This is a genomic window from Mycolicibacterium austroafricanum (assembly GCF_902705885.1).
Classification (GTDB): domain Bacteria; phylum Actinomycetota; class Actinomycetes; order Mycobacteriales; family Mycobacteriaceae; genus Mycobacterium; species Mycobacterium vanbaalenii_A.
In genome coordinates, this window is sequence record NZ_CACSIP010000013.1 from 56,160 (window position 1) to 78,799 (window position 22,640).

20 protein-coding genes are annotated in these 22,640 nt (G+C 66.8%); 12 read left to right on the top strand and 8 right to left on the bottom strand.

What is annotated here, in order from left to right; translation table 11 throughout:
* The first annotated feature begins 36 nt into the window (after nucleotides 1-36).
* The 10 genes from BEMPMBAN_RS10905 (at nucleotide 37) to BEMPMBAN_RS10945 (ending at nucleotide 9,745) form a co-directional block, all read left to right on the top strand.
* Nucleotides 37-1,569, top strand: a complete 1,533-nt coding sequence (locus BEMPMBAN_RS10905; RefSeq protein ID WP_159230405.1) for a nitric oxide reductase activation protein NorD — start codon at nucleotides 37-39, stop codon at nucleotides 1,567-1,569.
* On the top strand, nucleotides 1,566-2,369 hold the full coding sequence (locus BEMPMBAN_RS10910; protein ID WP_159230406.1) for a CbbQ/NirQ/NorQ/GpvN family protein: 804 nt from the start codon (nucleotides 1,566-1,568) through the stop codon (nucleotides 2,367-2,369). The genes BEMPMBAN_RS10905 and BEMPMBAN_RS10910 overlap by 4 nt, the downstream gene beginning before the upstream one ends.
* A 15-nt stretch (nucleotides 2,370-2,384) precedes the next feature.
* Complete coding sequence (locus tag BEMPMBAN_RS32945; protein WP_272818853.1) at nucleotides 2,385-2,516, top strand: hypothetical protein; 132 nt, start codon at nucleotides 2,385-2,387, stop codon at nucleotides 2,514-2,516.
* The gene (locus BEMPMBAN_RS10915; RefSeq protein WP_234897403.1) at nucleotides 2,513-3,247 is read left to right on the top strand and encodes a hypothetical protein; all 735 of its coding nucleotides are present in this window, start codon (nucleotides 2,513-2,515) and stop codon (nucleotides 3,245-3,247) included. Before BEMPMBAN_RS32945 ends, BEMPMBAN_RS10915 begins: the two co-directional genes overlap by 4 nt.
* Before the next feature lie 19 nt (nucleotides 3,248-3,266).
* Entirely contained in the window at nucleotides 3,267-3,695 is a 429-nt protein-coding gene (locus BEMPMBAN_RS10920; protein WP_159230407.1) for a hypothetical protein, read from the top strand.
* Nucleotides 3,692-4,909 (top strand): cytochrome P450, encoded by a 1,218-nt coding sequence (locus BEMPMBAN_RS10925; protein WP_159230408.1) that lies wholly within the window; start codon nucleotides 3,692-3,694, stop codon nucleotides 4,907-4,909. Before BEMPMBAN_RS10920 ends, BEMPMBAN_RS10925 begins: the two co-directional genes overlap by 4 nt.
* A 63-nt stretch (nucleotides 4,910-4,972) precedes the next feature.
* Complete coding sequence (locus tag BEMPMBAN_RS10930; protein ID WP_425294962.1) at nucleotides 4,973-6,025, top strand: NAD(P)H-dependent amine dehydrogenase family protein; 1,053 nt, start codon at nucleotides 4,973-4,975, stop codon at nucleotides 6,023-6,025.
* Complete coding sequence (locus BEMPMBAN_RS10935) at nucleotides 6,022-7,203, top strand: cytochrome P450 (RefSeq protein ID WP_159230410.1); 1,182 nt, start codon at nucleotides 6,022-6,024, stop codon at nucleotides 7,201-7,203. The genes BEMPMBAN_RS10930 and BEMPMBAN_RS10935 overlap by 4 nt, the downstream gene beginning before the upstream one ends.
* Before the next feature lie 47 nt (nucleotides 7,204-7,250).
* The gene (locus BEMPMBAN_RS10940) at nucleotides 7,251-7,820 is read left to right on the top strand and encodes an isomerase (protein WP_159230411.1); all 570 of its coding nucleotides are present in this window, start codon (nucleotides 7,251-7,253) and stop codon (nucleotides 7,818-7,820) included.
* Between the two features lie 62 nt (nucleotides 7,821-7,882).
* Nucleotides 7,883-9,745, top strand: coding sequence for an AMP-binding protein (locus BEMPMBAN_RS10945; protein WP_159230412.1), 1,863 nt, complete (start codon nucleotides 7,883-7,885; stop codon nucleotides 9,743-9,745).
* Here the strand turns inward: BEMPMBAN_RS10945 and BEMPMBAN_RS10950 are convergent.
* The 6 genes from BEMPMBAN_RS10950 to BEMPMBAN_RS10975 all read right to left on the bottom strand — a co-directional run bounded on the left by BEMPMBAN_RS10950 (nucleotide 9,726) and on the right by BEMPMBAN_RS10975 (nucleotide 16,344).
* The gene (locus BEMPMBAN_RS10950; RefSeq protein WP_159230413.1) at nucleotides 9,726-10,160 is read right to left on the bottom strand and encodes a type II toxin-antitoxin system Rv0910 family toxin; all 435 of its coding nucleotides are present in this window, start codon (nucleotides 10,158-10,160) and stop codon (nucleotides 9,726-9,728) included. The genes BEMPMBAN_RS10945 and BEMPMBAN_RS10950 overlap by 20 nt on opposite strands.
* A 12-nt stretch (nucleotides 10,161-10,172) precedes the next feature.
* Nucleotides 10,173-10,454, bottom strand: coding sequence for an antitoxin (locus tag BEMPMBAN_RS10955; protein ID WP_159230414.1), 282 nt, complete (start codon nucleotides 10,452-10,454; stop codon nucleotides 10,173-10,175).
* A gap of 9 nt (nucleotides 10,455-10,463) precedes the next feature.
* Complete coding sequence (locus BEMPMBAN_RS10960) at nucleotides 10,464-12,866, bottom strand: cation-translocating P-type ATPase (protein ID WP_159230415.1); 2,403 nt, start codon at nucleotides 12,864-12,866, stop codon at nucleotides 10,464-10,466.
* Entirely contained in the window at nucleotides 12,863-14,467 is a 1,605-nt protein-coding gene (locus BEMPMBAN_RS10965; RefSeq protein ID WP_159230416.1) for a serine hydrolase, read from the bottom strand. Before BEMPMBAN_RS10965 ends, BEMPMBAN_RS10960 begins: the two co-directional genes overlap by 4 nt.
* 27 nt (nucleotides 14,468-14,494) lie before the next feature.
* A complete protein-coding gene (locus BEMPMBAN_RS10970) occupies nucleotides 14,495-15,607 on the bottom strand; it encodes an MBL fold metallo-hydrolase (protein WP_159230417.1) in 1,113 nt (370 codons plus the stop codon).
* A 2-nt stretch (nucleotides 15,608-15,609) separates the two neighbouring features.
* On the bottom strand, nucleotides 15,610-16,344 hold the full coding sequence (locus BEMPMBAN_RS10975) for an enoyl-CoA hydratase (protein WP_159230418.1): 735 nt from the start codon (nucleotides 16,342-16,344) through the stop codon (nucleotides 15,610-15,612).
* A 37-nt stretch (nucleotides 16,345-16,381) separates the two neighbouring features.
* Here BEMPMBAN_RS10975 and BEMPMBAN_RS10980 point away from each other — a divergent pair, with 37 nt between their 5' ends.
* A complete protein-coding gene (locus tag BEMPMBAN_RS10980) occupies nucleotides 16,382-17,857 on the top strand; it encodes an acetyl-coenzyme A carboxylase carboxyl transferase subunits beta/alpha (RefSeq protein ID WP_159230419.1) in 1,476 nt (491 codons plus the stop codon).
* Between the two features lie 72 nt (nucleotides 17,858-17,929).
* Here BEMPMBAN_RS10980 and BEMPMBAN_RS10985 read toward each other — a convergent pair whose 3' ends face one another.
* Complete coding sequence (locus tag BEMPMBAN_RS10985; protein WP_159230420.1) at nucleotides 17,930-18,376, bottom strand: hypothetical protein; 447 nt, start codon at nucleotides 18,374-18,376, stop codon at nucleotides 17,930-17,932.
* Between the two features lie 25 nt (nucleotides 18,377-18,401).
* Here BEMPMBAN_RS10985 and BEMPMBAN_RS10990 point away from each other — a divergent pair, with 25 nt between their 5' ends.
* The gene (locus BEMPMBAN_RS10990; protein ID WP_159230421.1) at nucleotides 18,402-19,505 is read left to right on the top strand and encodes an epoxide hydrolase family protein; all 1,104 of its coding nucleotides are present in this window, start codon (nucleotides 18,402-18,404) and stop codon (nucleotides 19,503-19,505) included.
* Nucleotides 19,506-19,508: 3 nt separating this feature from the next.
* Here the strand turns inward: BEMPMBAN_RS10990 and BEMPMBAN_RS10995 are convergent, their stop codons facing one another.
* On the bottom strand, nucleotides 19,509-22,565 hold the full coding sequence (locus tag BEMPMBAN_RS10995) for a cadherin-like domain-containing protein (protein WP_159230422.1): 3,057 nt from the start codon (nucleotides 22,563-22,565) through the stop codon (nucleotides 19,509-19,511).
* Nucleotides 22,566-22,640 lie beyond the last annotated feature (75 nt).

Here is a 22,640-nt window from a genome sequence, read left to right on the forward strand (position 1 = left end):
TCTCCAATATCGGCACCTTCTGAGGCCGGACACGCGATGTCTGAACTCTCCGACGCGCACGCCATGGCGATCGAGCGCAGTTGCGCCCTGAGCGCCGTCGCGCTGAGCGAGCAGCGCCGCACCGGTGCGCATCTGGTCACCGGGCAGCACCGTGGCTTCGGTTTGAGTTCGATGCTCGACGTGGTGCATGTTCCCTACCCGGTGACAGATCGTCTGTGGACACGCCGGACACTGACATGCGGTGTAGCCCTGCAGTGTTCGCCCTCCAAGGATCGACTCACCGACTATCGACTCAACGAACTGTCCGGGCGTGAACTGAGCGCGCTCGCGCTCGTCGAGGCCGGCGTCGCCCTCGGGTGGATAGCCGCCAACTGGCCCGGGCTGCTCACCGAGATGCGGCGCCTTCTCCCCGACCTCGAGATCTCATCGGCCGATATGGACGCCAAAGAGATGCTCAACCGCGCGGTCGTGTTGGCCCGCACCAAGCATCCGCTTGTCGTCGACCCTATCCTGGGCAGCTTGCCGCGGGCGTACACGATGCCGCAGGGACTGTCGGACAAGCTGCGACGCTCCTTCGGGCGCCTGCCGTGGACGACGAACCAGAAACGGGCACCGCAACCGCATTCGGTCCCGGCAGGCGGCGATGGCGGGGTACGCAATCCGAACCTGCCGCCACCGAGCCGCCCGCAGGACAACGACCTCGACGTCACCCCGGAGCACCGCCCCGGTATCCCGTACCCGGAATGGAATGCGTGGACCGAGAGCTTCATGCCCGATCACGTCGCTGTGCTCGAGCAGGCACACAACGGCAGCGGCGGACCGCCCGGCGCCATCGCCGTCGACATCCGCAGGTGGTTCGAGAAGAACACCCACCGTGCGATGACGAACCGGCTGGAAGACGGATCCGATATCGACATCGACCAGTACGTCAGCCATTACATCGACGTGACCACCGGTGAGGCGGTGGAGCCGCGCATCTTCCGCGAACTGCTGCCCGCCTGCCGCGACGTCACGACGGCGGTGCTCCTCGACGGCAGCTCCTCGCTCGGAGTGCACGGCGGTTCGGTCTTCAAACTCGAACTGGCCTGCGCTGACGCGCTGTCCCGAGCGATGACGTCGGCCCGCGAGCGGCACGGCATCTTCACCTTCACCGGGAACACCCGGCACCGTGTCGAGGTCACCTGCCTCAAGGACTTCCCCGATCGCCGGTTCGTCCCGCCCGGCAGTCTCGGTCTGGCCACCGGCGGCTACACCCGGCTCGGTGCGCCGCTGCGCCACATGACGAGTCGCCTTCTCGCTCAGCCGAGTGAACGACGTCTGCTGATCGTCATCGGCGACGGCCTGATCTCCGATGAGGGCTACGAAGGGCGGTACGCCTGGGCGGACGCCGCCCACGCCGTCGAGGAAGCCAATGACGCCGGTGTCTGCATGTACTACGTCGGCGTCGGCCCGACCCGGGTCGATCCCCTTCCTGAAGTCTTCGGGCCGCGACGGTCCCAGCGAATCCGCCGGGTCGAAGACCTTCCGCGTGTTCTCGCCCACGTCCACAGGGAGCTGGTGACCGCATGAATACCGACAACTATTACGCGAACGGCAATGAGGTCCAGCTGTTCGAGCAGGCCTATCGGCAACGGCTGCCCGTGATGCTCACCGGCCCCACCGGATGCGGGAAAACCCGGCTGGTCGAGCACATGGGAACGCTCCTGGGCCGCCCTGTCGTCACCATCAGCTGCCATGACGACCTGACCAGCTCTGATCTGGTGGGGCGGTTCGTGGTCACCGGCGGTGACGTCACGTGGACCGACGGCCCGCTCACCCGCGCGGTCAAGGCGGGTGCGATCTGCTACCTGGACGAGGTCGTCGAAGCGCGGCATGACTCACTGGCCGTCCTGCACTCCCTCACCGACCACCGGCGCACCCTCTACCTCGATCGCGCCGGGGAAGTGGTCCAGGCACCGGAGACGTTCATGCTGGTGTCTTCGTACAACCCCGCCTACCGCAGCTCGCTCAAGGAGCTGAAGCCGTCGTTCCGACAGCGGTTCGTCACGCTGCCCATGCGTTACCTGCCACCGGAGCGCGAAGCCGAGGTGATCGTGGCCGAAGCGGGCATCGGGCTGCCGACCGCTCAGCGCCTGGTCCGATGTGCCACCGCGATCCGGACGGCGGACGAGGCGTTCCATTTCGAGCCGCCCTCCACCCGCGTTCTGGTCACGGCCGCACTACTGATCGCCGCGGGCGCAACGGAATTGGAAGCCGCACAGGCATGCGTACTCGCGCCCCTGTCCAGTGACGGCGCCATCTCCGAGGGGTTGCGCGAGGTGGCCGCGGCCAGCCTGGCCGATGCCGACAGCCCCCGACCGAACCGCTAGAAGGGAATCGCCGACATGGTCGATCAGAAGGAAAAGAACCGCAAGAAGGCCCTGATCATTCTGCAGGTCGTGATCTACGGGTATCTGCTGACGATGTTCCTGATCCAGCTCTACATGTCGTTCACACGCGGCTGGTGGGATCTGTGAATTTCCCTCCCCTCAAACGGAAGCCGGCGGTCGCGGTGACCGCCTCCGTTCCAGCCGAGGGTTCGATCAGCCTCGAGGGGCACCATGAGGAGTCCCGGCTGGCGCAGCGGCGCGCCGACAAGTGGATGATCGTCGGCGCGGGCCTGATGGGGATGTGGGCGCCGGGGCTGATCGGCTTTCCCATCTTCATGCGCGGAGTGTGGCTACAACGCCAGGCACTGCGTGCCGGCTACTCCGTCCGACCGATGATCGTCACGCTCATCGGCTACCTCGTGCTGATCGACGGCATGCTCAACAGCCTCGGGTGGGCCCTCGACCTGGTCGCCAACCACACCCTGATCAACCGGGTGCTGATGGTCGGCTGGGGCGCGATGTTCGACGCCGGCTACTTCTGGCACTACAACGAAGCGTGGGTCGGCGGTGCCGCCGGACCCGGCGAGAAATCCATGGTGTTCGGCATGATCCTCACCGTCTTCGCGATGCGTTGCGCCGCGGCGATCGGCTTCCTGCAAATGAAGCGGTGGGGCCATCAGTGGATGATCATCACCTGCTGGATGGGCGTACTCATCTGGTGTCTGTACGTCTTCAACATGACGATGTACGCCGATGTCCGTTATGCGGGCACCGTGTTCCCGGTCATCGGCTGGTGGCTCTACGACATCTTCTACATCACCCCCTTCCTCGCGATCCCGTACCTGCACACGGTGAATCGTGAAATCTTCTCCGACTGAACACCTTCGAGGAGTAACTGTGAGCACCACACCCGAGACCATCGACGAGAAGCCCGAGGATCTTCCCCCGGGCACCACCCCCTACTACGCGCGGATGCACAAGTGGATCAAGCGCGCCGTTTTGGTGTGCCTGGTCGCGCTCGTCATCGAGGGCGCCTTCACGCTGCCGTTCATGGCGGTGTACTACGGCTACCCGACGCTGAGCCTCACTGAGATCTGCAGTGAGCTCCTCAAGGTCCGCTACTCCGACGATGAACTGGAGTGCAAGGTTCCGTACCCAGCGTTCGGTCCGCCGGAAGGCGCCGAGGGCAAGGACACCGCCCGCGACGAATGGGGTATCCAGCCCGTACCCAGGTACGAACGGATCGGTTTCCGTGAGCTGGTGCGCAATCACGAAGAGCGTGAGGCGCGACGGGCCGCCGAACAGCAGGAGGCCGGGAATCCATGACTGACCTCGAAGCGCACGCCGAGAACTGGGACCTGCGCCACCAGGACTTCAACGATCCCGACTTCTTGTACGACGTCTACGCGGTGATGCGCCAACAGTCGCCGTTCGCCCGCACCGACAATCCATTTCTCAGCGCGACGCCGACGGGCGCCTGGGTGGCGGTGCGGTACGCCGAATGCGTCAAGATTCTGCAGGACTGGGAACACTTCTCCAGCAACCCGACGCCTGAGGGGGCCGAACAGCTCGCCGGTGATCTGGTGATCACGCTCGACCCGCCGCGGCAGCAGAAGTTCCGCAAAGTACTGAACCCGTACTTCTCGCCGGCGCGGATGAAGGCCCTGCGGCCCGAGATCGGCGCTGAAACCGACCAGCTGATCGATGATTTCATCGAGTCGGGGTCAGGCGATCTCGCGCAGGTCGCCTGGCGTCAGCCCGGCATCGTGTTCTTCAAGTACCTGCTCGGCATGCCGGTCGAGGATGTCGCGTTGTGCATCGAACTCACCGACACCTCGCTCAACGGCGCCACCGAGCAAGACCGCATGGGCGCCTGGGGTGGGCTGTATCAACATCTGCACGACGCTGTGACGACGCGGGTGCATCAGCCGCCCCGAGACGACATGATCGACGTACTGCTGTCCGCCGAGATCGACGGTGAGAAACTGTCGTTTCCCGACGTCGTGTCCAACGCGATGCTGCTGGTCCAGGCTGGTCTCGAGACAACCGCCAGCGCAATGTCTTTCGCCTACCACTATCTCGCCACCAACCCCGCTGAGCGGGACCGGCTGATCGAAGAACCAGAGCTGCTGGCCAGAGCGGTGGAGGAGTTCATCCGGTTCGCCGGTTCGATCCATGGCATCCCCCGCACCGTCACCAAAGAAGTCGAGATGAGTGGATGCACCTTCGCCCGCGGCGCGTCGGTGATCGTCAACTACGCCGCCGCCAACCGCGACGAGCAGGAGTTCCCCGATGCGCACCGGTGCATCATGGACCGTCGGGAGAACCGGCACCTCGGGTTCGGCGCCGGGGTGCACCGTTGCCTCGGCTCCAATCTCGCGCGACTCGAATTTCAGGTCGGTCTCGAGCGGGTGCTGTCCCGGATGCCCGATTTCACCATCGCGCCCGGGCAGGAGGCGAAGTTCCACGGCAACTCCGTGACACGTGGATTCCGCTCGGTCCCGGTGATATTCAGCCCCGGCGAACGGTCGAGGCCGTGACCTACAACGATCTTCCGCCGCTTCTGCCCCGCGGGGTTCTGTCAACAAGCTGAGAGGGTGCCCATGAAGACCTACCGAGTGATCCAATGGATGACCGGCGACGTAGGCCGGGTCGGAGTCCGCCACTTCGCTGACAACCCCGTGTATGACCTCGTCGGCGTTCTCGTCCACAGTAAGGACAAGGTGGGCAGGGACGCCGGCGAGATCGCCGGTATTGCGCCGACAGGCATCACCGCAACCGACGACATCGAGTCGATGATCGCACTCGTTGCCGACTGTGTGTTCTACACACCGATCATCATGGACGTCGACACCCTGTGCCGGTTGTTGAGGTCCGGTAAGAATGTCGTCACCACGAGCGGATTCTTCCATCCCTCACCGGACTTCGAAGAGCCCGCCAGGGCGATACGCGCGGCATGCGAGGAGGGCGGCTCGTCGTTCCACGGTGGAGGCATCCATCCGGGATATGCGGGCGACGTCCTGCCACTCACGCTGGCACGGGTGATGAGCCGGGTCGACTCCATCAACGTGTACGAGGTGGTCAACATCCTCGACGACGCACCGGTCGACCACATCGACTGGATGGGGTTCGGCAAGGACAAGGAAAAGTTCCTCGCCGAGCCGACGATCCTGGGTCTCGGTCTGCCGTTCTTCGCCCAATCGATGTACATGATCGCCGACGGCCTCGGCGTGACCATCGACGAGGTCACCGCCGCGGAGGTCGCGGTCGCGACGGCGGTGCGGGACATCCCGCACGACGAGGGAGCGATTCCGGCCGGAACGGTTGCTGCGCAGCGGCATGAGTGGACAGCATGGGTAGGTGGACAGCCGCTGATCGTCTTCCATGCCATCTATGTGAGCGCCGGGCCCGAACAACTGGAGCCGGCATGGGATTGGGGCAAGACGCGGTACGAGATCGTCATCGACGGAGATCCGCCGACAGAGCTGACGCTGCAGGGTGTCCGGCAGCCCGACGGGACGATGGCCCACCCCGGCTACAACTGGACGGCGATGGGTGCGATCAACGCGATTCCCGACGTCTGCGACGCCGCACCCGGGTGGGTCACCCACCACGACCTCGGCATGGTCCGGCCCCGGGGCCTGGTGCGGCAATGACCGCCGAGCAGGTGCCGCACCCGTCGGTCGATCTCCCCCATGTCCGCTATGCCGACCTGCCCATGGAGCGCGACCGCGGCGAGGGGTGGGCGGCGCTACGCCGGTTGGGTCCGGTGCTGTACGGGGACGGGTGGTACTACCTCACCCGGCGGGAGGATGTGCTCGCCGCGCTGCGTGATCCCGAGGTCTTCTCGTCCAGAATCGGTTACGACGAGATGATCAGCCCGGTGCCGTTGGTTCCCTTGGGGTTCGACCCACCGGAACACACCCGGTACCGCCGGATCCTGCACTCGTACTTCAGCCCCCAGACCCTGAACGCGGCGCTGCCGTCGCTGCAGGCTCAAGCTGCCGAGATCATCTCGTCGATCGCCCGACGCGACCACTGTGAGGTGATGGCGGACCTCGCGACTCCGTACCCGTCGCAGGTCTTCCTCACGCTGTTCGGGCTGCCGCTCGAGGACCGAAACCGTCTGATCGCCTGGAAGGACGCGATCATCGGATTCAGTCTCACCACCGATCCCGACAGCGTCGACCTCACCCCTGCCGCCGAGCTGTACGGCTATCTGACGGAGGCGGTTTCGACACTGAGGGCGCAGCCACGGGACGGAATGCTGTCGGACCTGCTGCGTGGGGACGACCCACTCTCGGACGCCGAGGCCGTCGGTCTGTCCTTGGTGTTCGTTCTCGCCGGTCTCGACACCGTCACCTCGACCATCGGCGCGACCATGCTGGAGCTGGCACGACGGCCGGAACTGCGCGCCTCACTGCGCGAGAATCCGGGCGGCATCGCCGCCTTCGTCGAGGAGATGATCAGGCTCGAACCGTCGGCGCCGGTGGTCGGTCGGGTCACGACGCGGCCCGTGACGGTCGCGGGCGTCGACCTTCCCGCCGGCGCCGAGGTTCGGTTGTGTCTGGGCGCGATCAACCGCGACGGCAGTGATGCGCAGTCCGGCGACGACTTCGTACTGGACGGCAAACTGCACAAGCACTGGGGCTTCGGTGGCGGCCCGCACAGATGCCTGGGTTCACACCTGGCTCGGATGGAGCTGAAACTCGTTGTCAGCGAATGGCTCTCACGGATACCGGAGTTCGAGCTGGTATCCGGATTCATCCCGGAGATCACCTGGCCGTCCGCAACCTGCACATTGCCCGAGCTGCCGCTGCGGATACTTCGCTAGGGAAAACCATGGATCTCGGCACCGCAAAGCGCCCTAGAATTCGATCGATGAGCTACCAGATCGACCCGAACGTGCTGCATCGCGTCGCCAAGCAGATTGCCGGTCTGCAACTCGACGGCGATGAGCTCATCACCAGGACTGTGGAGTTGCTCAACGGCGAGTATCCCGACCTCGTCGACGCCGCACCGGGGCGGTGGGTGGGCAGCAAGGCCGGCGGAATCCTGGGAAAGGTCCGATTCCTGCACTTCAGCCCGCGCGAATACCTCGTGATCTTCGGGTCTCCCACGGGCACCCAGGGTTTCTCCGGTCGCTACAAGCACGTCGACATCCACAAGTTCCTCATCGCGGGCCGGATCGACTCCTATGATCTGGAATCCGACGACACCGCCCCGCTGCCCCCGCTGCTACCGGGTGAGCGCACCTGCCTGGAGAGGGGACATGCCCGGGGTCTGACCATTCATCCCGGCTCCTGGCATATCGAGTACGGCCGCGGAGCCGTGATCACCACGCTGCCGTTCGCCATGGTGGACACCCTGCTGGTGTCACTGGAGGTCGAGTCGGTGCGCCGCTCCACGGTGGAATTCGCGAAGCTCGTGCGGCGACGACTTCGCCGCTGACTCGCGTCGAGCGCGACTATCCTTGGCCTGTCGTCCTGATACAGAATCCAGTGAGGAATTCCATGCCGGCTGCCGACCGCCCGGCCACCCTTCCGGAAGCCTTTCAACGCACCGCATGCATCGCTCCCGACGCGGTGGCACTGCGCACGGTCGGTGACACAGAGACCTTGGTGTGGCGCGACTATGTGACCCGCGTGCGCCAAGTGGCCGCGGGCCTCGCCGCGCTCGGTGTCGGTCGCGGCGACACGGTGGCGTTCATGATGGCCAACCGGATCGCGTTCTACCCGCTGGAGGTCGCCGCGCAGCACGTCGGCGCCACCTCGTTCTCGGTCTACAACACGTCGACCGCGGAACGCCTGGCTCGTGTGTTCGCCAACACCGGCACCAGGTTGGTGTTCTGTGAACATCGCTATGTCGACCGGATAAAAGCCGGCGGCACACCGATCGACGTCATCGTCTGCATCGATGACTCCCCCGACGGCACCATCTCGGTCGAACATCTCATCGGTGGTGGCACAGCGGATTTCGACTTCGACGCGACATGGCAGGCGGTGCGGCCCGACGACGTCGCCACACTGATCCACACCTCCGGCACCACCGGTGATCCCAAGGCGGTGGAGGCCACACACACCAACCTGTTGTGCGAAGTGTTCGGCCTCGACGAGGTGCTTGGTCTGCGGTACGGGGACCGGATCACCTCGTTCCTGCCGACCGCACACACCGTCGACCGAGTGACCGCCCTTTACCTTCACGAGGTCATCGGAGCTCAGGTGACCGTCGTTCCGGATACCGCCGACATTCTCACCGCGCTGCCGGATGTGCGACCGACCGTGTGGGGCGCAATGCCTCTGCTGTGGGAAAAGCTCAGGACCGAAATAGAAGCCGAGGTCGCGGCCCGCACCGGTGTGAAGAAGGCACTGGGCGCCTGGGCGCTGGGCGCGGCGAACATCCGCGCCCGTGCGCTGCTCGACGGCCGCCGACCGGTCCTCGGCGACCGAATTCAGTACGCGCTTGCCGACAAGCTGGTGCTCGGCAGGATCCGCGCGGCGGTCGGACTCGATCGCGCCCAGTGGTTGATCTCCGGGGACGCCCCCATCCCCAAGGAGACGTTGGCCTTTTTTGTCGGCCTGGGCCTGCCGATGACCGAGGTCTGGGGGATGTCCGAACTGAGCGGTATCGCAACCGCTAGCCACCCCCGCGATGCCGTCTTGGGCTCCGTCGGACGACCACTGCCCGGCCTGCAGACAAAGGTGGCCTCCGACGGCGAGTTCCTCGTTCGCGGGCCGCTGGTCATGAGGGGCTATCGCAACCAACCCGAGAGGACCGCCGAGGCCATTGACTCCGATGGGTGGCTGCACACCGGCGACATCGCCACCCTCGATGACAACGGCGACGTGTGGATCATCGACCGCAAGGAGGAACTGATCACCAGTGCGGCCGGCACGACGATGTCACCGTGCCGCATCGAGAAGGCGATCAAGGCCGAGTGCGATCTGATCGGGGCGATGACCACCATCGGCGCCGCTCGTTCCTTCAACACCGCGCTCATCGTGCTCGACGCGCAAACCGCGATCGCCTATGCAGCCCGCAACGGTCTCGCCGACGCCTCCGCGCAGGCACTGGCCGCCGATGCCGAGGTGATCGCGCAGATCGCGACCGACGTCGGGCGGGGAAACACGAAGCTGTCCCGCGCGGAGCGGATCGAGCGGTTCACGGTGCTACCGGTCTTCTGGGAGCCGGGCGGCGACGAGATGACGCTCACGATGAAGCTCAAACGCAAACGGATCGCTCAGAAGTACGCCGCCGAGATCGCCGACCTGTACTCGGCCGAGCCCCCGTCGACAGTGCACGAGCCCTGCACGGCCACGCTGCCAGGGAGAATTAGCTGCTCGCGCGCCACCCCGCTCAGGCGAACACGGTCTTGAAGCGCTCCAGAGACTCCCGGATATCACCCTTCAACGAGCTGGCGACGACCATCCCGATCGGACCGAACAATGCCGGCCCGCCCAGGTGCACGTCGAACGTCACCGTGGACAGATCGTCACCACTGGGCTTGACCTTGCCGATCAGCTTGACCTTCACGCCGCCCTTGCCGTCGCCGTTGAGCGTCATCGCCTCCGGCGGCCGGTAGTGCACGACCGTCCACCGCATCCGGTTGGGCATGCCCTTGACCTCGACGATCGAGTCCAGAACCGTGCCCTTTTCGATGGTGTCCGGCAGCGTGGAACGCCACACCCGGTGGATGGACAGCCATTCCCGGTAGCGGGACAGATCCGATGCGCTCTCCCATGCCTTCTCCGGTGGCAGCGGTACGTCGACGGAGACCGATAACTTGGCCACGCGCGAACCGTCCTAGGAGGAAGGCGGCGCCGTCGGGGGTTGCTGCTGCTGCGGCGTCCCCGGCGGTGTCTCGGAGGTGGGGGGCTGACCGGACTGCTGTCCGGGCGGCACCGGTCCGGACGGGGCGGTGTTGTCCTGGACGGCCTTCTTGGCGGCATCCTGCACCTTGTCCACCTGCGAGGCGTACTTGCCCTGCGTCTTCTTGTCGACGAGGTCACCGGCCTTGTCGATCACGGTGTCGACCTTGTCGGCGTTCTTGCCCAGCAGATCCTTGGCCTTGTCGAGAAATCCCATGTGCCCAGGCTACCGTTCGCGCTGGCGCCACAACCCGCGGCGTTCGCCGAGGGCGGCGCCCTGTACCCACCAGATCACCTCGATGGCGAGCGCGCCGAGCAGGCCGATGCCCAGGGCCGTCGACGTGGCCGCGACGTTGGCCGTGTCCAGGATGAACAGCTCCCGAGCCGCCGGGATGCTGAAGATGACGAGGTAGGCCAGGGCGGACGCCGCGACCAGCGCCACCCGCCACCACTCGTAGGGTCTGGCCACCACAGCCAGCACCCACAACGCGGCGACCAGCAGGGTGATCAGCGCTGCGGTGGACGCCTGGGTCTGCTCGGTCTCGGTGGCCGCGCGGCCCTCGTAGGCCAACAGGTACGAGGTGAACGTCGCGACGCCGACGACGATCCCCGACGGCAGGGCCGAGGTCATCACCCGCCGCACGAAGCCCGGGCGGGCCCGTTCCTTGTTCGGGGCCAACGACAGCACAAACGCCGGGATCCCGATGGTGAACCACGCCGCGATGGTGACGTGGATGGGCTGGAACGGGAAGGGCAGTGGGTCGGAGCCGAACAACTCCGCAGACAGCCCGGCCAGGCCCACGAGAACGGCGAGCAACACCGAGTAGACCGTCTTGGTGAGGAACAGATTCGAAACGCGCTCGATGTTGCCGATGACCCGGCGTCCCTCACCCACCACATAGGGCAGGGTGGCGAACTTGTTGTCCAGCAACACGATCTGCGCCACCGCCCGCGACGCCGAGCTCCCCGAACCCATCGCGACCCCGATGTCGGCGTCCTTGAGAGCCAAGACGTCGTTCACGCCGTCTCCGGTCATCGCGACGGTGTGCCCGCGTGACTGCAGCGCGTGCACCATCGCACGCTTCTGATCGGGCCGCACCCGGCCGAACGTCGTGCACTCCTCGAGGGTGTCGGCGAGGTCGTCGGGGCGTTCGGGTAGTTCACGGGCATCCATGGTGTGTCCGGCGAGACCGAGCGAACCTGCCACCGCCCCCACCGACACCGCGTTGTCACCCGAGATCACCTTGACCGACACCTGCTGTGAGGCAAAGTAATCCAGAGTGTCCCGGGCGTCTGGACGGATGCGCTGCTCGAGCACCACCAGCGCCGCGGGGGTTACCGTGCCCGGAGCGGCGGGATCGTCGACGGGGCAGTCGCTGGAACCGAGCAGCAACACCCGAAGGCCCCGCGCACCGATCTGTTCGGCCGCCTCGGCCGCCGGGGACGCCGGGTCCAGCAGCACGTCCGGCGCGCCGATCACCCAGTCACCGTGCCCCGCGTAGGACGTACCACTCCATTTGGTCGCCGACTTGAAGGGCGCGGTGGCGGTGGCGAGCCAGCCGGGCGGACTGGTGAACGCCTCGGCGATCGCGGTCATGCTGGCGTTCGGGCGGGGGTCGTCGGCGGCCAACTGGGCCAGGACGTCACCCACATCTACTGGGGCCACTTCAACTCGGGCCAGCATCTTCAGATCGCAGACCCGCATCCCGTTCTCGGTCAGCGTTCCGGTCTTGTCGGCACACACCACATCGACGCGGGCCAGCCCCTCGATGGCCGGAAGCTCGTTGACCAGGCACTGCCTGCGACCGAGCCGGATCACCCCGACCGCGAACGCGATCGAGGTCATCAGCACCAACCCCTCGGGGACCATCGGTACCAGCGCTCCGACCATCCGCAGCACCGATTCCTGCCAACCCGCACCGGTGGTGAACAGCTGGGTGTAGATGATCAACGCGCCGGCGGGGACCAGCAGATAGGTGATGAACTGCAGGATCTTGTTGATGCCGCTGCGCAGTTCGGATTTCACCAGCGTGAACTTGGAGGCCTCTTCGGCGAGCTTGGCGGCGTACGCCTCGCGACCGACCTTGGTGGCGCGGTAGGCGCCGGTTCCGGCGACCACGAAGCTGCCCGACATCACCTGGTCACCGGCGTCCTTGGCGATCGGGTCGGCCTCCCCGGTCAACAGGGACTCGTCGATCTCGAGGTTGACCTCTTCGAGGACCACCCCGTCCACCACGATCTGGTCACCGGGCCCCAGCTCGATGACGTCGTCGAGCACCACACCACTGGGGGCCATCGCGTGGGTGCCGGATTGCCTGCGCACCAGCGGTTTCGCCTGGCTGACGATGGCCAGTTCGTCCAGGGTCCGCTTGGCGCGCAGCTCCTGGATGATGCCGATCGCGCTGTTGGCGATGATCAACAGACCGAACGCGCCGTTGATCACCGAGCCGGTGGACAGCACGATGATCAGCAACACGCCGAGGATCGCGTTGATGCGCGTGAACACGTTGCCGCGGACGATCTCCGATACGCTGCGCGCCGCCCGGGTGGGGACGTCGTTGGTCTTGCCCTCGGCGACGCGCTGGGCGACTTCGTCGTCGGACAGGCCGACGACGACAGCGCTACTCATCGGGTGAAGGTTCCTTTGCCGTCCTGGTCGTAGTACTCCAGCTCCAGCCAGTCACCGTCGAACGTCGCCTTCGAGATGGTGCCCGGCGGCGCGTTCTCGGTGACGAACGAGAACGTGAACACGTCACCGTCCCAGTGCTTCAGCGGCACCACCATCTTCGGCCCGAGCGCCAGCTGCAACCCGCCGTCCTCCTCTGTCACCCTTGCCGGACCCCAGAAGAAATTCGAGTACTGACCCACATAACTCGCCAGCGGTGCCGGCGGAGCGGGGTCGGCCGGCGGTCGCTGACCGACCAGCGACCCGACGGGTTGCTCCATCTCCTCGAAGGCGCCCTTGTAGAGCGCGTACCAGTCCTCGCGGACCTCACCGAACTGCACCAGGTCGGCGAACTGGGCCGTGAGCGCCTCCGGTACGCCGGACGGGGTGGCGTTGGTGAGCGCCACGATCGCCACGTCGGCCGCGGGCAACATCACGAAGTTCGTGCCCGAACCCAGCTCGAACGCTCCAGAGTGCGAGATCTCCATGCGTGCCGAGGCCGTCGCGTTGACGTTGAACCCGAACCCGTAGAAGCCCGATCGCATCGCGGGTTCGCTCGCCCGACTCGACACGCTCTGCGGGGTCAGCGCGGGCAGCAACGCATCGGGGTCGACGATCTGCTTTCCCTGGTAGCTCCCGTTGCCGAGCATCATCGTCAGCCACTTCGACATGTCGTTGAGCGAACTGCTGACCCCGCCGGCGGGCGCCTCGGCCTGCGGGTCGCGGACGAAGTCGGGTTGGTACCCGCCGTCGACGTGGATGTGCCCGACGGCGCGATTCGCTCGGACCACGTACTCGTCGAACCGCGAACTGGTCGAACCCATCCCCAGGGGTTGGTACAGCACCTGCTGGCTGAGTTCCTCCCACGACCTCCCGGCCGCGACGGCGACTGCCTCGGCTCCGGCAGTCAACCCGAAGTTGGTGTATGCGTAGGAGATCCGGAACGGGTCGAGCGGGTACTCACGCAGCTTCTCCAGTACCAGGCGCCGGTCGTAGCCGAGATCCTCCAGCAGGTCGCCGGCGTGGTCGGGCAGACCCGACCGGTGCGAATACATGTCGCCGACGGTGACCATCCTGGTGACGGCGGGATCAGAGAGCGAAAACCAGGGCAGATGGTCGACGATCGGGGTGTCCCAGCTGATCGCACCCTCGCCGACCTGGTGGGCGACCACGGTCGCGCCCAACGGCTTCGACAGCGACGCCAACTGGAACACGGTATCCGGGTCCACCCGGTTGTCCGGTCCGTCGCCATTGCGCACATCCTTGACGCCGAAACCCTTGCTGTACACGGTTTCTCCACCGTGTACGACGGCGACCGCCATCCCGGGCACGCCTGACTTCGTCATCAGGTCCTCGACCATGCCGTCGAGCTGGGACACAGCGTCGGCCACCGCGTTCTCGGGCAGCGGCATCGCGGGCACCAGGGGTGGCGGCAACTCCGGGGACGGCCCTGCCGACGGCGACGCAGAGGTCGTCGGCCCGGCGGGTTCGGCACCGTCGGTGCTGCAACCGGCGAGCAGCGTGACCAGCAATGCGACCGCCACCAGCCGGCCCGAGGGTTTCATGTTCAGACCGTAGCGCGTCGGGCCGGTCTACATCCGCCACCACGGGTCATATGTCGACTCGGAATCGACCCGCGCACCCGGAATGGGCACCACGATGCGAACCCGCTCTGCGTCGGCAGCCGACACCAGCCGCTCGGCCGGCTCCGCCCACGGGTGTGGCGCCAGGCGGTAGGTCGCCCAGTGGATCGGCACCATCAGGCCGGCATCGACGTCGGTCAGGTCGCGGNGCGCGCGCACCGCGTCCTCGGGGTTCATGTGGATGTCGGCGAACGCCGGGTGGTATGCCCCGATCGGCAGCAGCGTCAGATCGAACGGGCCGTGCTCGGCCCCGATCTCGGCGAAGCTCTTGGTGTACCCGGTGTCGCCGCCGAAGAACGCACGGTGCGCCGGCCCGGCGATCACCCACGACGCCCACAACGTGGTGTCACGTGCGAGCAGCCGGCCGGAGAAGTGCCGGGCCGGGGTGCAGACCAACGTCAGCTCACCGATCCGGTGGCTCTCGTCCCAGTCGAGTTCGACGATCCGGCCCTCGGGTATCCCCCACTTGCGCAGGTGGGCGCCGATTCCCAGCGGCACCACAAAGGGCGCGCGCTGAGTGCGGGCCAGTGCGACGATCGTGTCGATGTCGAGGTGGTCGTAGTGGTCGTGGCTGATCACCACCGCGTCCACGGCGGGCAGCGCCTCCAGCAGCAGCGGCACGTCGTGCATCCGCTGGGGGCCTACGGCGCGCGACGGCGAGCAGCGCTGGCTCCAGATCGGGTCGGCCAGCACCCGGTAGCCGTCGATCTCGATCAACACGCTGGAGTGCCCGTACCAGCTGACGGCAGCCTGTGACGGCGCGATGTCGGCGGGCGGTACCTCGGCCAATGGGATGGGGCCGGGCGGTTTGCCGTGCGACCCGGCGTTGGCGAGGTCGCGCAGCAGCATGCGTTGCATTTCACGATTCATCGTCAGGCCCGACGGCGGCTCGAGGTTGGTGAACACCCCGTCGCGAAAGTGCGGAGAGCGGGACGCCACCGCGGCGATCTCGGCCGGGCCGGCGCCCAGGGCCGCCGGGGTTCCGTGCAACGCCCGCAGCACCCACCCGCCGGCCAGCAGGGACGCCGTGCCGAACCCGAACCGAAGCGCCGCCAGCAACATCGTCAGGCGCCCTGGAACCGTGGCGGGCGCTTCTCGATGCGCGCCACCTGGGCCTCGATCACGTCCTGGCTCGCCCATGCCCGGTCGAACAGTTCCTGATGCTGCGGCCAGGGATCCTCGTAGGCACCGTCGTCGTTGAGCACCCGCTTGGCGTGCTGCAGAGCCAGCGGCGCGAAGCCGGCGATCTCGGCGGCCCACGCCTGCGCGTCGGCGAGGGTGCCGACCCGGTTGGCCATCCCGGTCTGCAGCGCGACGTCGACCGTGAGCCGCTCGGCGGCCAGCAGCATCCCCCGCGCCCGGCCCGCCCCGACCAGCGAGGTCAAGCGGCGGATGCTCCAGTTGTCCAGCGCCAGACCGTACCTGGCGACCGGGAACTGGAAGTACGCCTCCGGCGCGACCACGCGCAGATCGCAGATCATCGCCAGGATCACCCCGGCCCCGATCGCGGGTCCGTTGATCGCGCCGATCACCGGGACCGGCGCCTGATCGATCGCGATGTTGAGGGCCTTGGCCTTCTCGGGCAGCGCCTCGGCCACACCCGCGGCGTCGGACAGATCCGCACCCGAGCTGAACACGTGGCCCTGGCCGGTGAGCACGATCGCGCGCACATCCTCGGCGGCGGCTTTCTCGATGGCGTCGCGCAGCGCGTCGACGAGTTCGACGTTCAACGCGTTGCGACGCTCGGCACGCTGCATCTCCAAGGTCATCACGGCGCCGTCACGGGTCACACCAATCATGGGCGCAAGCCTATATAAAGCGCTCTAGCCTGCTTGTGTGAGTCGGATCGGTGCGCTCAGGTTGCGCGACACATTGCTGGACCAGGGGTCTTTCCGCAGCTGGGACGACCCTCCGCTGGACATCGGTGCCGGTCAGGACTACCGGCGGGAGTTGTCCGCCGCCGCCGCGAAGACCGGTCTGGACGAGTCGGTGCTGACCGGGGAAGGCCGGGTGTTCGGCCGCCGAGTGGCGCTGGTGGCCTGCGAGTTCGACTTTCTGGCCGGGTCGATCGGGGTGGCCGCGGCGGAACGAATCACCGCGGCGGTATTGCGCGCCACCGCCGAGAAACTGCCACTGCTGGCGTCGCCGAGTTCGGGCGGCACCCGCATGCAGGAGGGCACCGTGGCGTTTCTGCAGATGGTCAAGATCGCCGCCGCCGTCGAACTGCACAAGCAGGCCCACCTGCCCTACCTCGTTTATCTGCGGCACCCCACCACCGGCGGGGTGTTCGCCTCGTGGGGCTCGCTCGGGCACGTCACCGCCGCCGAGCCCGGCGCCCTCATCGGGTTTCTCGGGCCGCGGGTCTACGAACACCTCTACGGCGAGCCGTTTCCGTCCGGGGTACAGACCGCGGAGAACCTGCAGCGCCACGGCGTCATCGACGCCGTCGTCCCCGTCGAGGTGTTGCGGTCCACCCTCGACCGCACGCTCAAGGTCGTCTCCGACGCGCCCGGGGAACCACCACCGGCACCCGAGCCCGAACCACTTCCGGACATCCCCGCCTGGCAGTCGGTGGAGATCTCGCGCCGCCCTGACCGGCCCGGTGTCGGCCACCTGCTGCGGCACGGCACCACCGAACGGGTGCTGCTGTCGGGAACCGGAGGCGGCGAGGCCGCGACCACCGTGCTGGCGCTCGCCCGATTCGGCGGCCAGCCCGCCGTCGTGCTGGGCCAGCAGCGGGTGGTGGGTGGCCTGGTGGGTCCGGCGGCGCTGCGGGAAGCCCGCCGCGGCATGGCGCTGGCCGCCGGCCTGAGGCTGCCGCTCGTGCTTGTCATCGACACCGCCGGACCGGCGCTGTCCACCGAAGCCGAACAGGGCGGGCTGGCCGGTGAGATCGCCCGCTGCCTGGCCGAACTGGTCACGCTGGACACTCCGACGGTGTCGGTACTGCTCGGGCAGGGCAGCGGCGGGCCCGCCCTGGCGATGGTGCCCGCGGACCGGGTGTTGGCCGCGCTACACGGCTGGCTGGCGCCACTGCCGCCGGAGGGGGCCAGCGCGATCGTGTTCCGCGATCTCGAGCACGCACCGGAACTCGCTGCTGCACAAGGCATTCGATCAGCCGACCTGCTGCGCAACGGCATCGTCGACGCGATCGTCGCCGAGCGACCCGATGCCGCCGACGAACCCGAGGAGTTCACCCGTCGGCTGTCGGCCACCATCGCAGACGAGCTGCATCGGTTGCGGTCGGTCCCGACCGAACAGCGGCGCGCTGCCCGGTTCGAGCGCTACCGCCGCATCGGCCTGCCGAATTGACGTTGAGGCGGCGCTCACGCAGACAAAGTGCGAGTAGTCAGCCGCGTGGCTGCAGTCTCAACGGCTCCGAACTCATCCGGCCGCGAGTGCCGCCAGCATCGCCGCACAGGTGATCAGGCTCAGCGGCAGCCGCAGCAGGCTGCGCCGGGTCCAGCGGACGGCCGCAGCCTCGTCGACGTCCGCAGGATCCCTCCGCTCGAACGCCGCGGCCTTCGGCAGGAGGTCGAAGGCCGACCAGATCCGCATCACCGCGTGGCTGACCAAGGCCACCAGCAGTGCCGCGCCGACATCGGCGTCCCCCCAGGTGAGGACCAGGGTGACGACGAGCAGCACCTCGAACACGGTGTGTACCGGCAGCCAGAACCGCACCCGCGAGATGCCACCGTTGTGCGATTGCACGATGCCGGGCCGTTTGGGCCAGTAGGGGTCGACGACGACCGCCTCGTAGACGGCACCGCCCAGCGAGATACACGCCGCAAGCGTCGTGGCGGCGATCAGGACGAGAGTCGGGGTACCCACAGCCAACGATTATCCTTGCTGCACCATGGCCCAGATCCAGCCTTTCCGAATCGCCGTATCCGATGAAGACCTCGTCGACCTCGCCGCGCGATTGAAACGCACCCGCTGGCCCGAGGCCGAATGCGTCGACGACTGGAGCCAGGGCATCCCCCTGGCCTACACCCAGGAGCTCGCGCGGTACTGGGCCGACGAGTACGACTGGCGCGCCAGGGAAGCGGCACTGAACCGGTTCGACCAGTTCACCACCGAGATCGACGGTCTGCCAATCCATTTCATTCACCAGCGATGCGGGCGCGACAACGCGTTCCCGCTGGTGATCACCCACGGCTGGCCGGGTTCAGTGGTCGAGTTCCACAAGGTGATCGAACCACTGAACGACGCCGGATTCGACGTCGTCTGCCCGTCGCTGCCCGGCTACGGGTTCTCCGGCAAGCCGACCGCCACGGGCTGGGGCGTCGAGCGCATCGCCGAGGCGTGGGATGAACTGATGGTCCGTCTCGGCTACAAACACTACGGCGCGCAGGGCGGGGACTGGGGCGCCGCGGTGACCACCGCGATCGGCCGCAACGGCCGACACTGCGTGGCGATTCACACCAACATGCCGTTCGGCCGCCCGCCGAAGGACCTGCGGGAACCCACCTCAGAGGAGGCCGCCGCCCTCGAGCGACTCGGCTACTACCGGCAGTGGGATTCGGGCTATTCGAAGCAACAGGCGACCCGGCCGCAGACGCTCGGCTACGGGCTGGTCGACTCACCGGCCGGGCAACTGGCCTGGATCGTGGAGAAGTTCTGGTCGTGGATGGACTGCGATGGTCACCCCGAGAACATCCTCACCAAAGACGAACTGCTCGACAACGTGATGCTGTACTGGGTCAACGGCGCAGCCGCCTCCTCGGCCCGGCTGTACTGGGAGAGCTTCGGCAGCTTCGGCGGCGGCGCACCGGTGGTGCTACCCACCGGCGTCGCGGCCTTCCCCAAGGAGATCCTGCGGGCGCCGCGACATTGGTGCGAGGCCAACTACAACATCACCCGGTGGACCGACATGCCACGCGGCGGCCATTTCGCCGCCTTCGAACAGCCCGCCCTGTTCGTCGAGGAGGTCAGCGGCTTCTTCGCCGGTTTCCGTTAGCCCTCACAGCACCGAGGGCGGTGTGACCGTGTGCACCGTGGTGACATACCCGGTGCCGACCCGTTCCGTCACTGTCACATACGGCGTGCCGTCGCGCCCGAAGGTGACCGGTTCGACCGTGTCAGCCGGGCCCAGGTCGAGATCGAGGACCTGGCTGGCACCGCCCTGCGTCAGGGCCCACACCCCGGCATCCGCACCGCGGACGGTGATGTACGCGGTGCCGTCGGCGCCGAATGCCAACGCCGACTGTTCGAACACGTAGTTCGACTGTTGCGGCACAAGCGCACCCGTGACGTCGAGGGTGGCGACTGTCGAGCCGTTCTGATCGAAGCCGAGGATGTGGTGGGTGAATGTTGCCGATTCGACGGTGACGAGATACGCCGTGCCATCGGGACCGTATTGCAGTCCCGGGAAGTTGGGCCGCAGCGGACCACCCGGGAGTGCCGGGGTCACCGCGTCGTTGGTCAGTGTGAGCACGGCCTGTGACGTGACCTTGCCCTGTGCATCCTTGAACTGGATGACCTGGTAAGGCACGCCGTTGGGAGCGAAACTCACCGGATTCCCGACAGTGCCGCCCTCGGGGAGGGGCACCGTTCGTGTGATCGTCCCGTCGGCATCGAGCACTGCGAGATAGGTGGTGCTACCGGAGGTATAGGCGACGTAGCCGCTCTCGCCGCTGTTCGGGTTGCCCGCCTGACCATCGCCGACCACGGCAGGAATCGCGCCGGGGACGGCCACGGTGGTGACGCCACCGTCGCTGTCGACGACGGCAACGCTGAACACCTCGGTGGCGGAATCGCGCACCGGGACATACACGGTGCCATCGGCAGTCACGCTGATCGGATTCCAGATTCGGCCCTCGATGGGATCAGAGGTCGTGATGGTGTCCGCGGTGATCTTCGAGATGTAGGTTCTGCCGGTCGCTTCGTCGTAGGTGGCCTGGTAGACGCCGTCGGCAGTCACCATCTCGGCGGTGACCGGAGATCCGGGGATCTCGCGCACCGTATTCGATGTCCCGGTCAAGGTGTAGACGCGAGTCGTCGTGGTCCCGAAGTAGTTTCGCGCGACCGTGAGGTATCCGCGACCGTCCGGACCGATCACGATGTTCTCGGGCGCTGAAGTCCCCGACGGCAGCGACACCCGTCGCGAGTTCCCGTCACGGTCGACTGCCAACAACAGCGGATTGCCGAACAGTGGGGTTGCGCCCACGATGTAGGCGCTGCCGTCCGGCGCCACGGCCAGCTCTCCGCCGGCTCTGCCGACCTGAAACACCCTTACGGAGTTGGTTTCCGAGATGCGGACGAGGCGATCGCCGGACAACGAGAACTGGCGGGTCTGCAGGAACACCGAACCGTTCGGCGCCACCTTCATCGGCAACGAAGGCTGCCCGATCACCGTCCCGATGGTTTTCACCGTCCCGAAGCCGTCCACGGCCGAGATGGTCGACGTGTTGGTGGACTCGCGGTAGGTCACCAGGACAAGGCTGCCGTCGGCGCGCACCACCGCAGGCGCCTGTTCCCGCGGCGCACCGGAGATGTTGCCTGTCGTCGTCAGCACCTGCCCGTTCTCGTCCAGAATGCTGACCCTGGTGCCGATGGGCGACATCGTGGTCGGGTCCACGTCGTAGGTCACCTGGTAGATGGTGCCGTTGGATCCGACGATGACGGGCCCGGCGGATTTTCCGGGTGTCGACGCGCTTGCCTCGATGACGGGCGTCACGCCGACATCGATTGTCGTGGTCCGAATCCCACCGTGCCCGTCGCTGACCGTGAAGACCAAGGTGTCGGTGCGGGCAGAGGCAGGTGCGCCCGGTTCGCCCGCGGCCGCGCGTGCCGCCGCGGTGGGTGTGTAGGTGAAGGTGCCGTCGCCGTTGTCGACCACGGCGCCTTTGTCGGTCGGCGCGGGACCGGTGAAAGTGAGTGTGTCGCGGTCGAAGTCGAAAGCATCGACCGTGACGATCACCGATCCGGTGCTGAGATTGCCGGCACTGGCGCGGGCCCGGGCACCAAAAGGGACCACATTGGCCGGCGAGATGTCCACGCTGACGTTCTGTGTCGCAATGTTCCCGGCACTGTCGGTGATCGTGACCGTGAAGGTGGTGGTCTTCTGTTCGTCGGTGGCGTCGTCGGCTGCTGCAGCGTGCCGGGCAGCAGCGGTCGGTGTGTAGGAGAAGCGGCCGGAGGAGTACACCGTCACCCGACCCCTGTCCGTGGCCGTCGATCCCGTGAAGGTGAGCCGGTCGCCGTCAGGATCCGTCGCCGTCACCCGACCGCTGACCGAACCGGTGAAAAAGCCTGGATCGCTCGTGGTCACCTCTACGGGCACGGGAGCCGTGTTGTCTGTGTCCTCGACCAGTTCGGTGAGGCCTGGCTGCGCCCACGACTCACCGATCTTTGCCTTCTGCGGGTCGAACTGGCGTCGCGCGTACGCCAGAACCGCCCACAGCAGCGGTGATTCGGCCGGCCCCTCAGGGGAAGTGGCGCTGGAAAGCGGGGCGAAAGCCGTCTCAGGGACGCTGATCGGGGTGGTGGACGTCTCCTCGACCGCCGGTACCGTCGTAGTTTCCTGAGCCGGCACGGTGGGCCCGGAAATGACCACGTCACGTCCGCCGTCGCCCTGCACAGCCGGCTGCTCATCGGGAACCGTCCTCGGAATGTCCGGCTCCGCAGCGGGTACGGACTCGTCGGCATCGCCGCTGAACGAATCGGTCAGGCGCTCCTGCGTCTCATCCTGTTCGCTCTCACGGGAGGAGCGTTTCCGTGGCTTCGCCGGCTCCTCTTCGGCGTCCTCGTCACCATCACCGACCGACTCATCGTCGTCGGTGTCGTCGGTGGGGTCGGTCCGCGGGGCGTCGGCGTCCTCACCGTCCGCTTTCTCCGGCCTTGATTCCTGTGAACGCTTGTCGGTGGTGTTCTCGGAGCTGCTGTCAGCGGTGTCACTGGAGGACGCCTCCTCGCCGGACTGAGCCCATACCTGCCCGGGAGCGGTGACCACAGCGGTCCCGATTCCCAATGCGACAGCCAGCGCGCCGACCCGGCCGACATAGTTTGCTTTCGCCACCGACAATTTCCCCCCGGACCCGCAGACATTGACCAGGCAACATTAAGGCACGATTCCCGAATGTGGGCAAAAACG

Coding starts and splice junctions, on each gene's coding strand:
- BEMPMBAN_RS10905 (WP_159230405.1), top strand. CDS start 37: ATGTCTGAACTCTCCGACGCGCACGCCATGGCGATCGAGCGCAGTTGC.
- BEMPMBAN_RS10910 (WP_159230406.1), top strand. CDS start 1,566: ATGAATACCGACAACTATTACGCGAACGGCAATGAGGTCCAGCTGTTC.
- BEMPMBAN_RS32945 (WP_272818853.1), top strand. CDS start 2,385: ATGGTCGATCAGAAGGAAAAGAACCGCAAGAAGGCCCTGATCATTCTG.
- BEMPMBAN_RS10925 (WP_159230408.1), top strand. CDS start 3,692: ATGACTGACCTCGAAGCGCACGCCGAGAACTGGGACCTGCGCCACCAG.
- BEMPMBAN_RS10930 (WP_425294962.1), top strand. CDS start 4,973: ATGAAGACCTACCGAGTGATCCAATGGATGACCGGCGACGTAGGCCGG.
- BEMPMBAN_RS10935 (WP_159230410.1), top strand. CDS start 6,022: ATGACCGCCGAGCAGGTGCCGCACCCGTCGGTCGATCTCCCCCATGTC.
- BEMPMBAN_RS10940 (WP_159230411.1), top strand. CDS start 7,251: ATGAGCTACCAGATCGACCCGAACGTGCTGCATCGCGTCGCCAAGCAG.
- BEMPMBAN_RS10945 (WP_159230412.1), top strand. CDS start 7,883: ATGCCGGCTGCCGACCGCCCGGCCACCCTTCCGGAAGCCTTTCAACGC.
- BEMPMBAN_RS10955 (WP_159230414.1), bottom strand. CDS start 10,454: ATGGGATTTCTCGACAAGGCCAAGGATCTGCTGGGCAAGAACGCCGAC.
- BEMPMBAN_RS10960 (WP_159230415.1), bottom strand. CDS start 12,866: ATGAGTAGCGCTGTCGTCGTCGGCCTGTCCGACGACGAAGTCGCCCAG.
- BEMPMBAN_RS10965 (WP_159230416.1), bottom strand. CDS start 14,467: ATGAAACCCTCGGGCCGGCTGGTGGCGGTCGCATTGCTGGTCACGCTG.
- BEMPMBAN_RS10975 (WP_159230418.1), bottom strand. CDS start 16,344: ATGATTGGTGTGACCCGTGACGGCGCCGTGATGACCTTGGAGATGCAG.
- BEMPMBAN_RS10990 (WP_159230421.1), top strand. CDS start 18,402: ATGGCCCAGATCCAGCCTTTCCGAATCGCCGTATCCGATGAAGACCTC.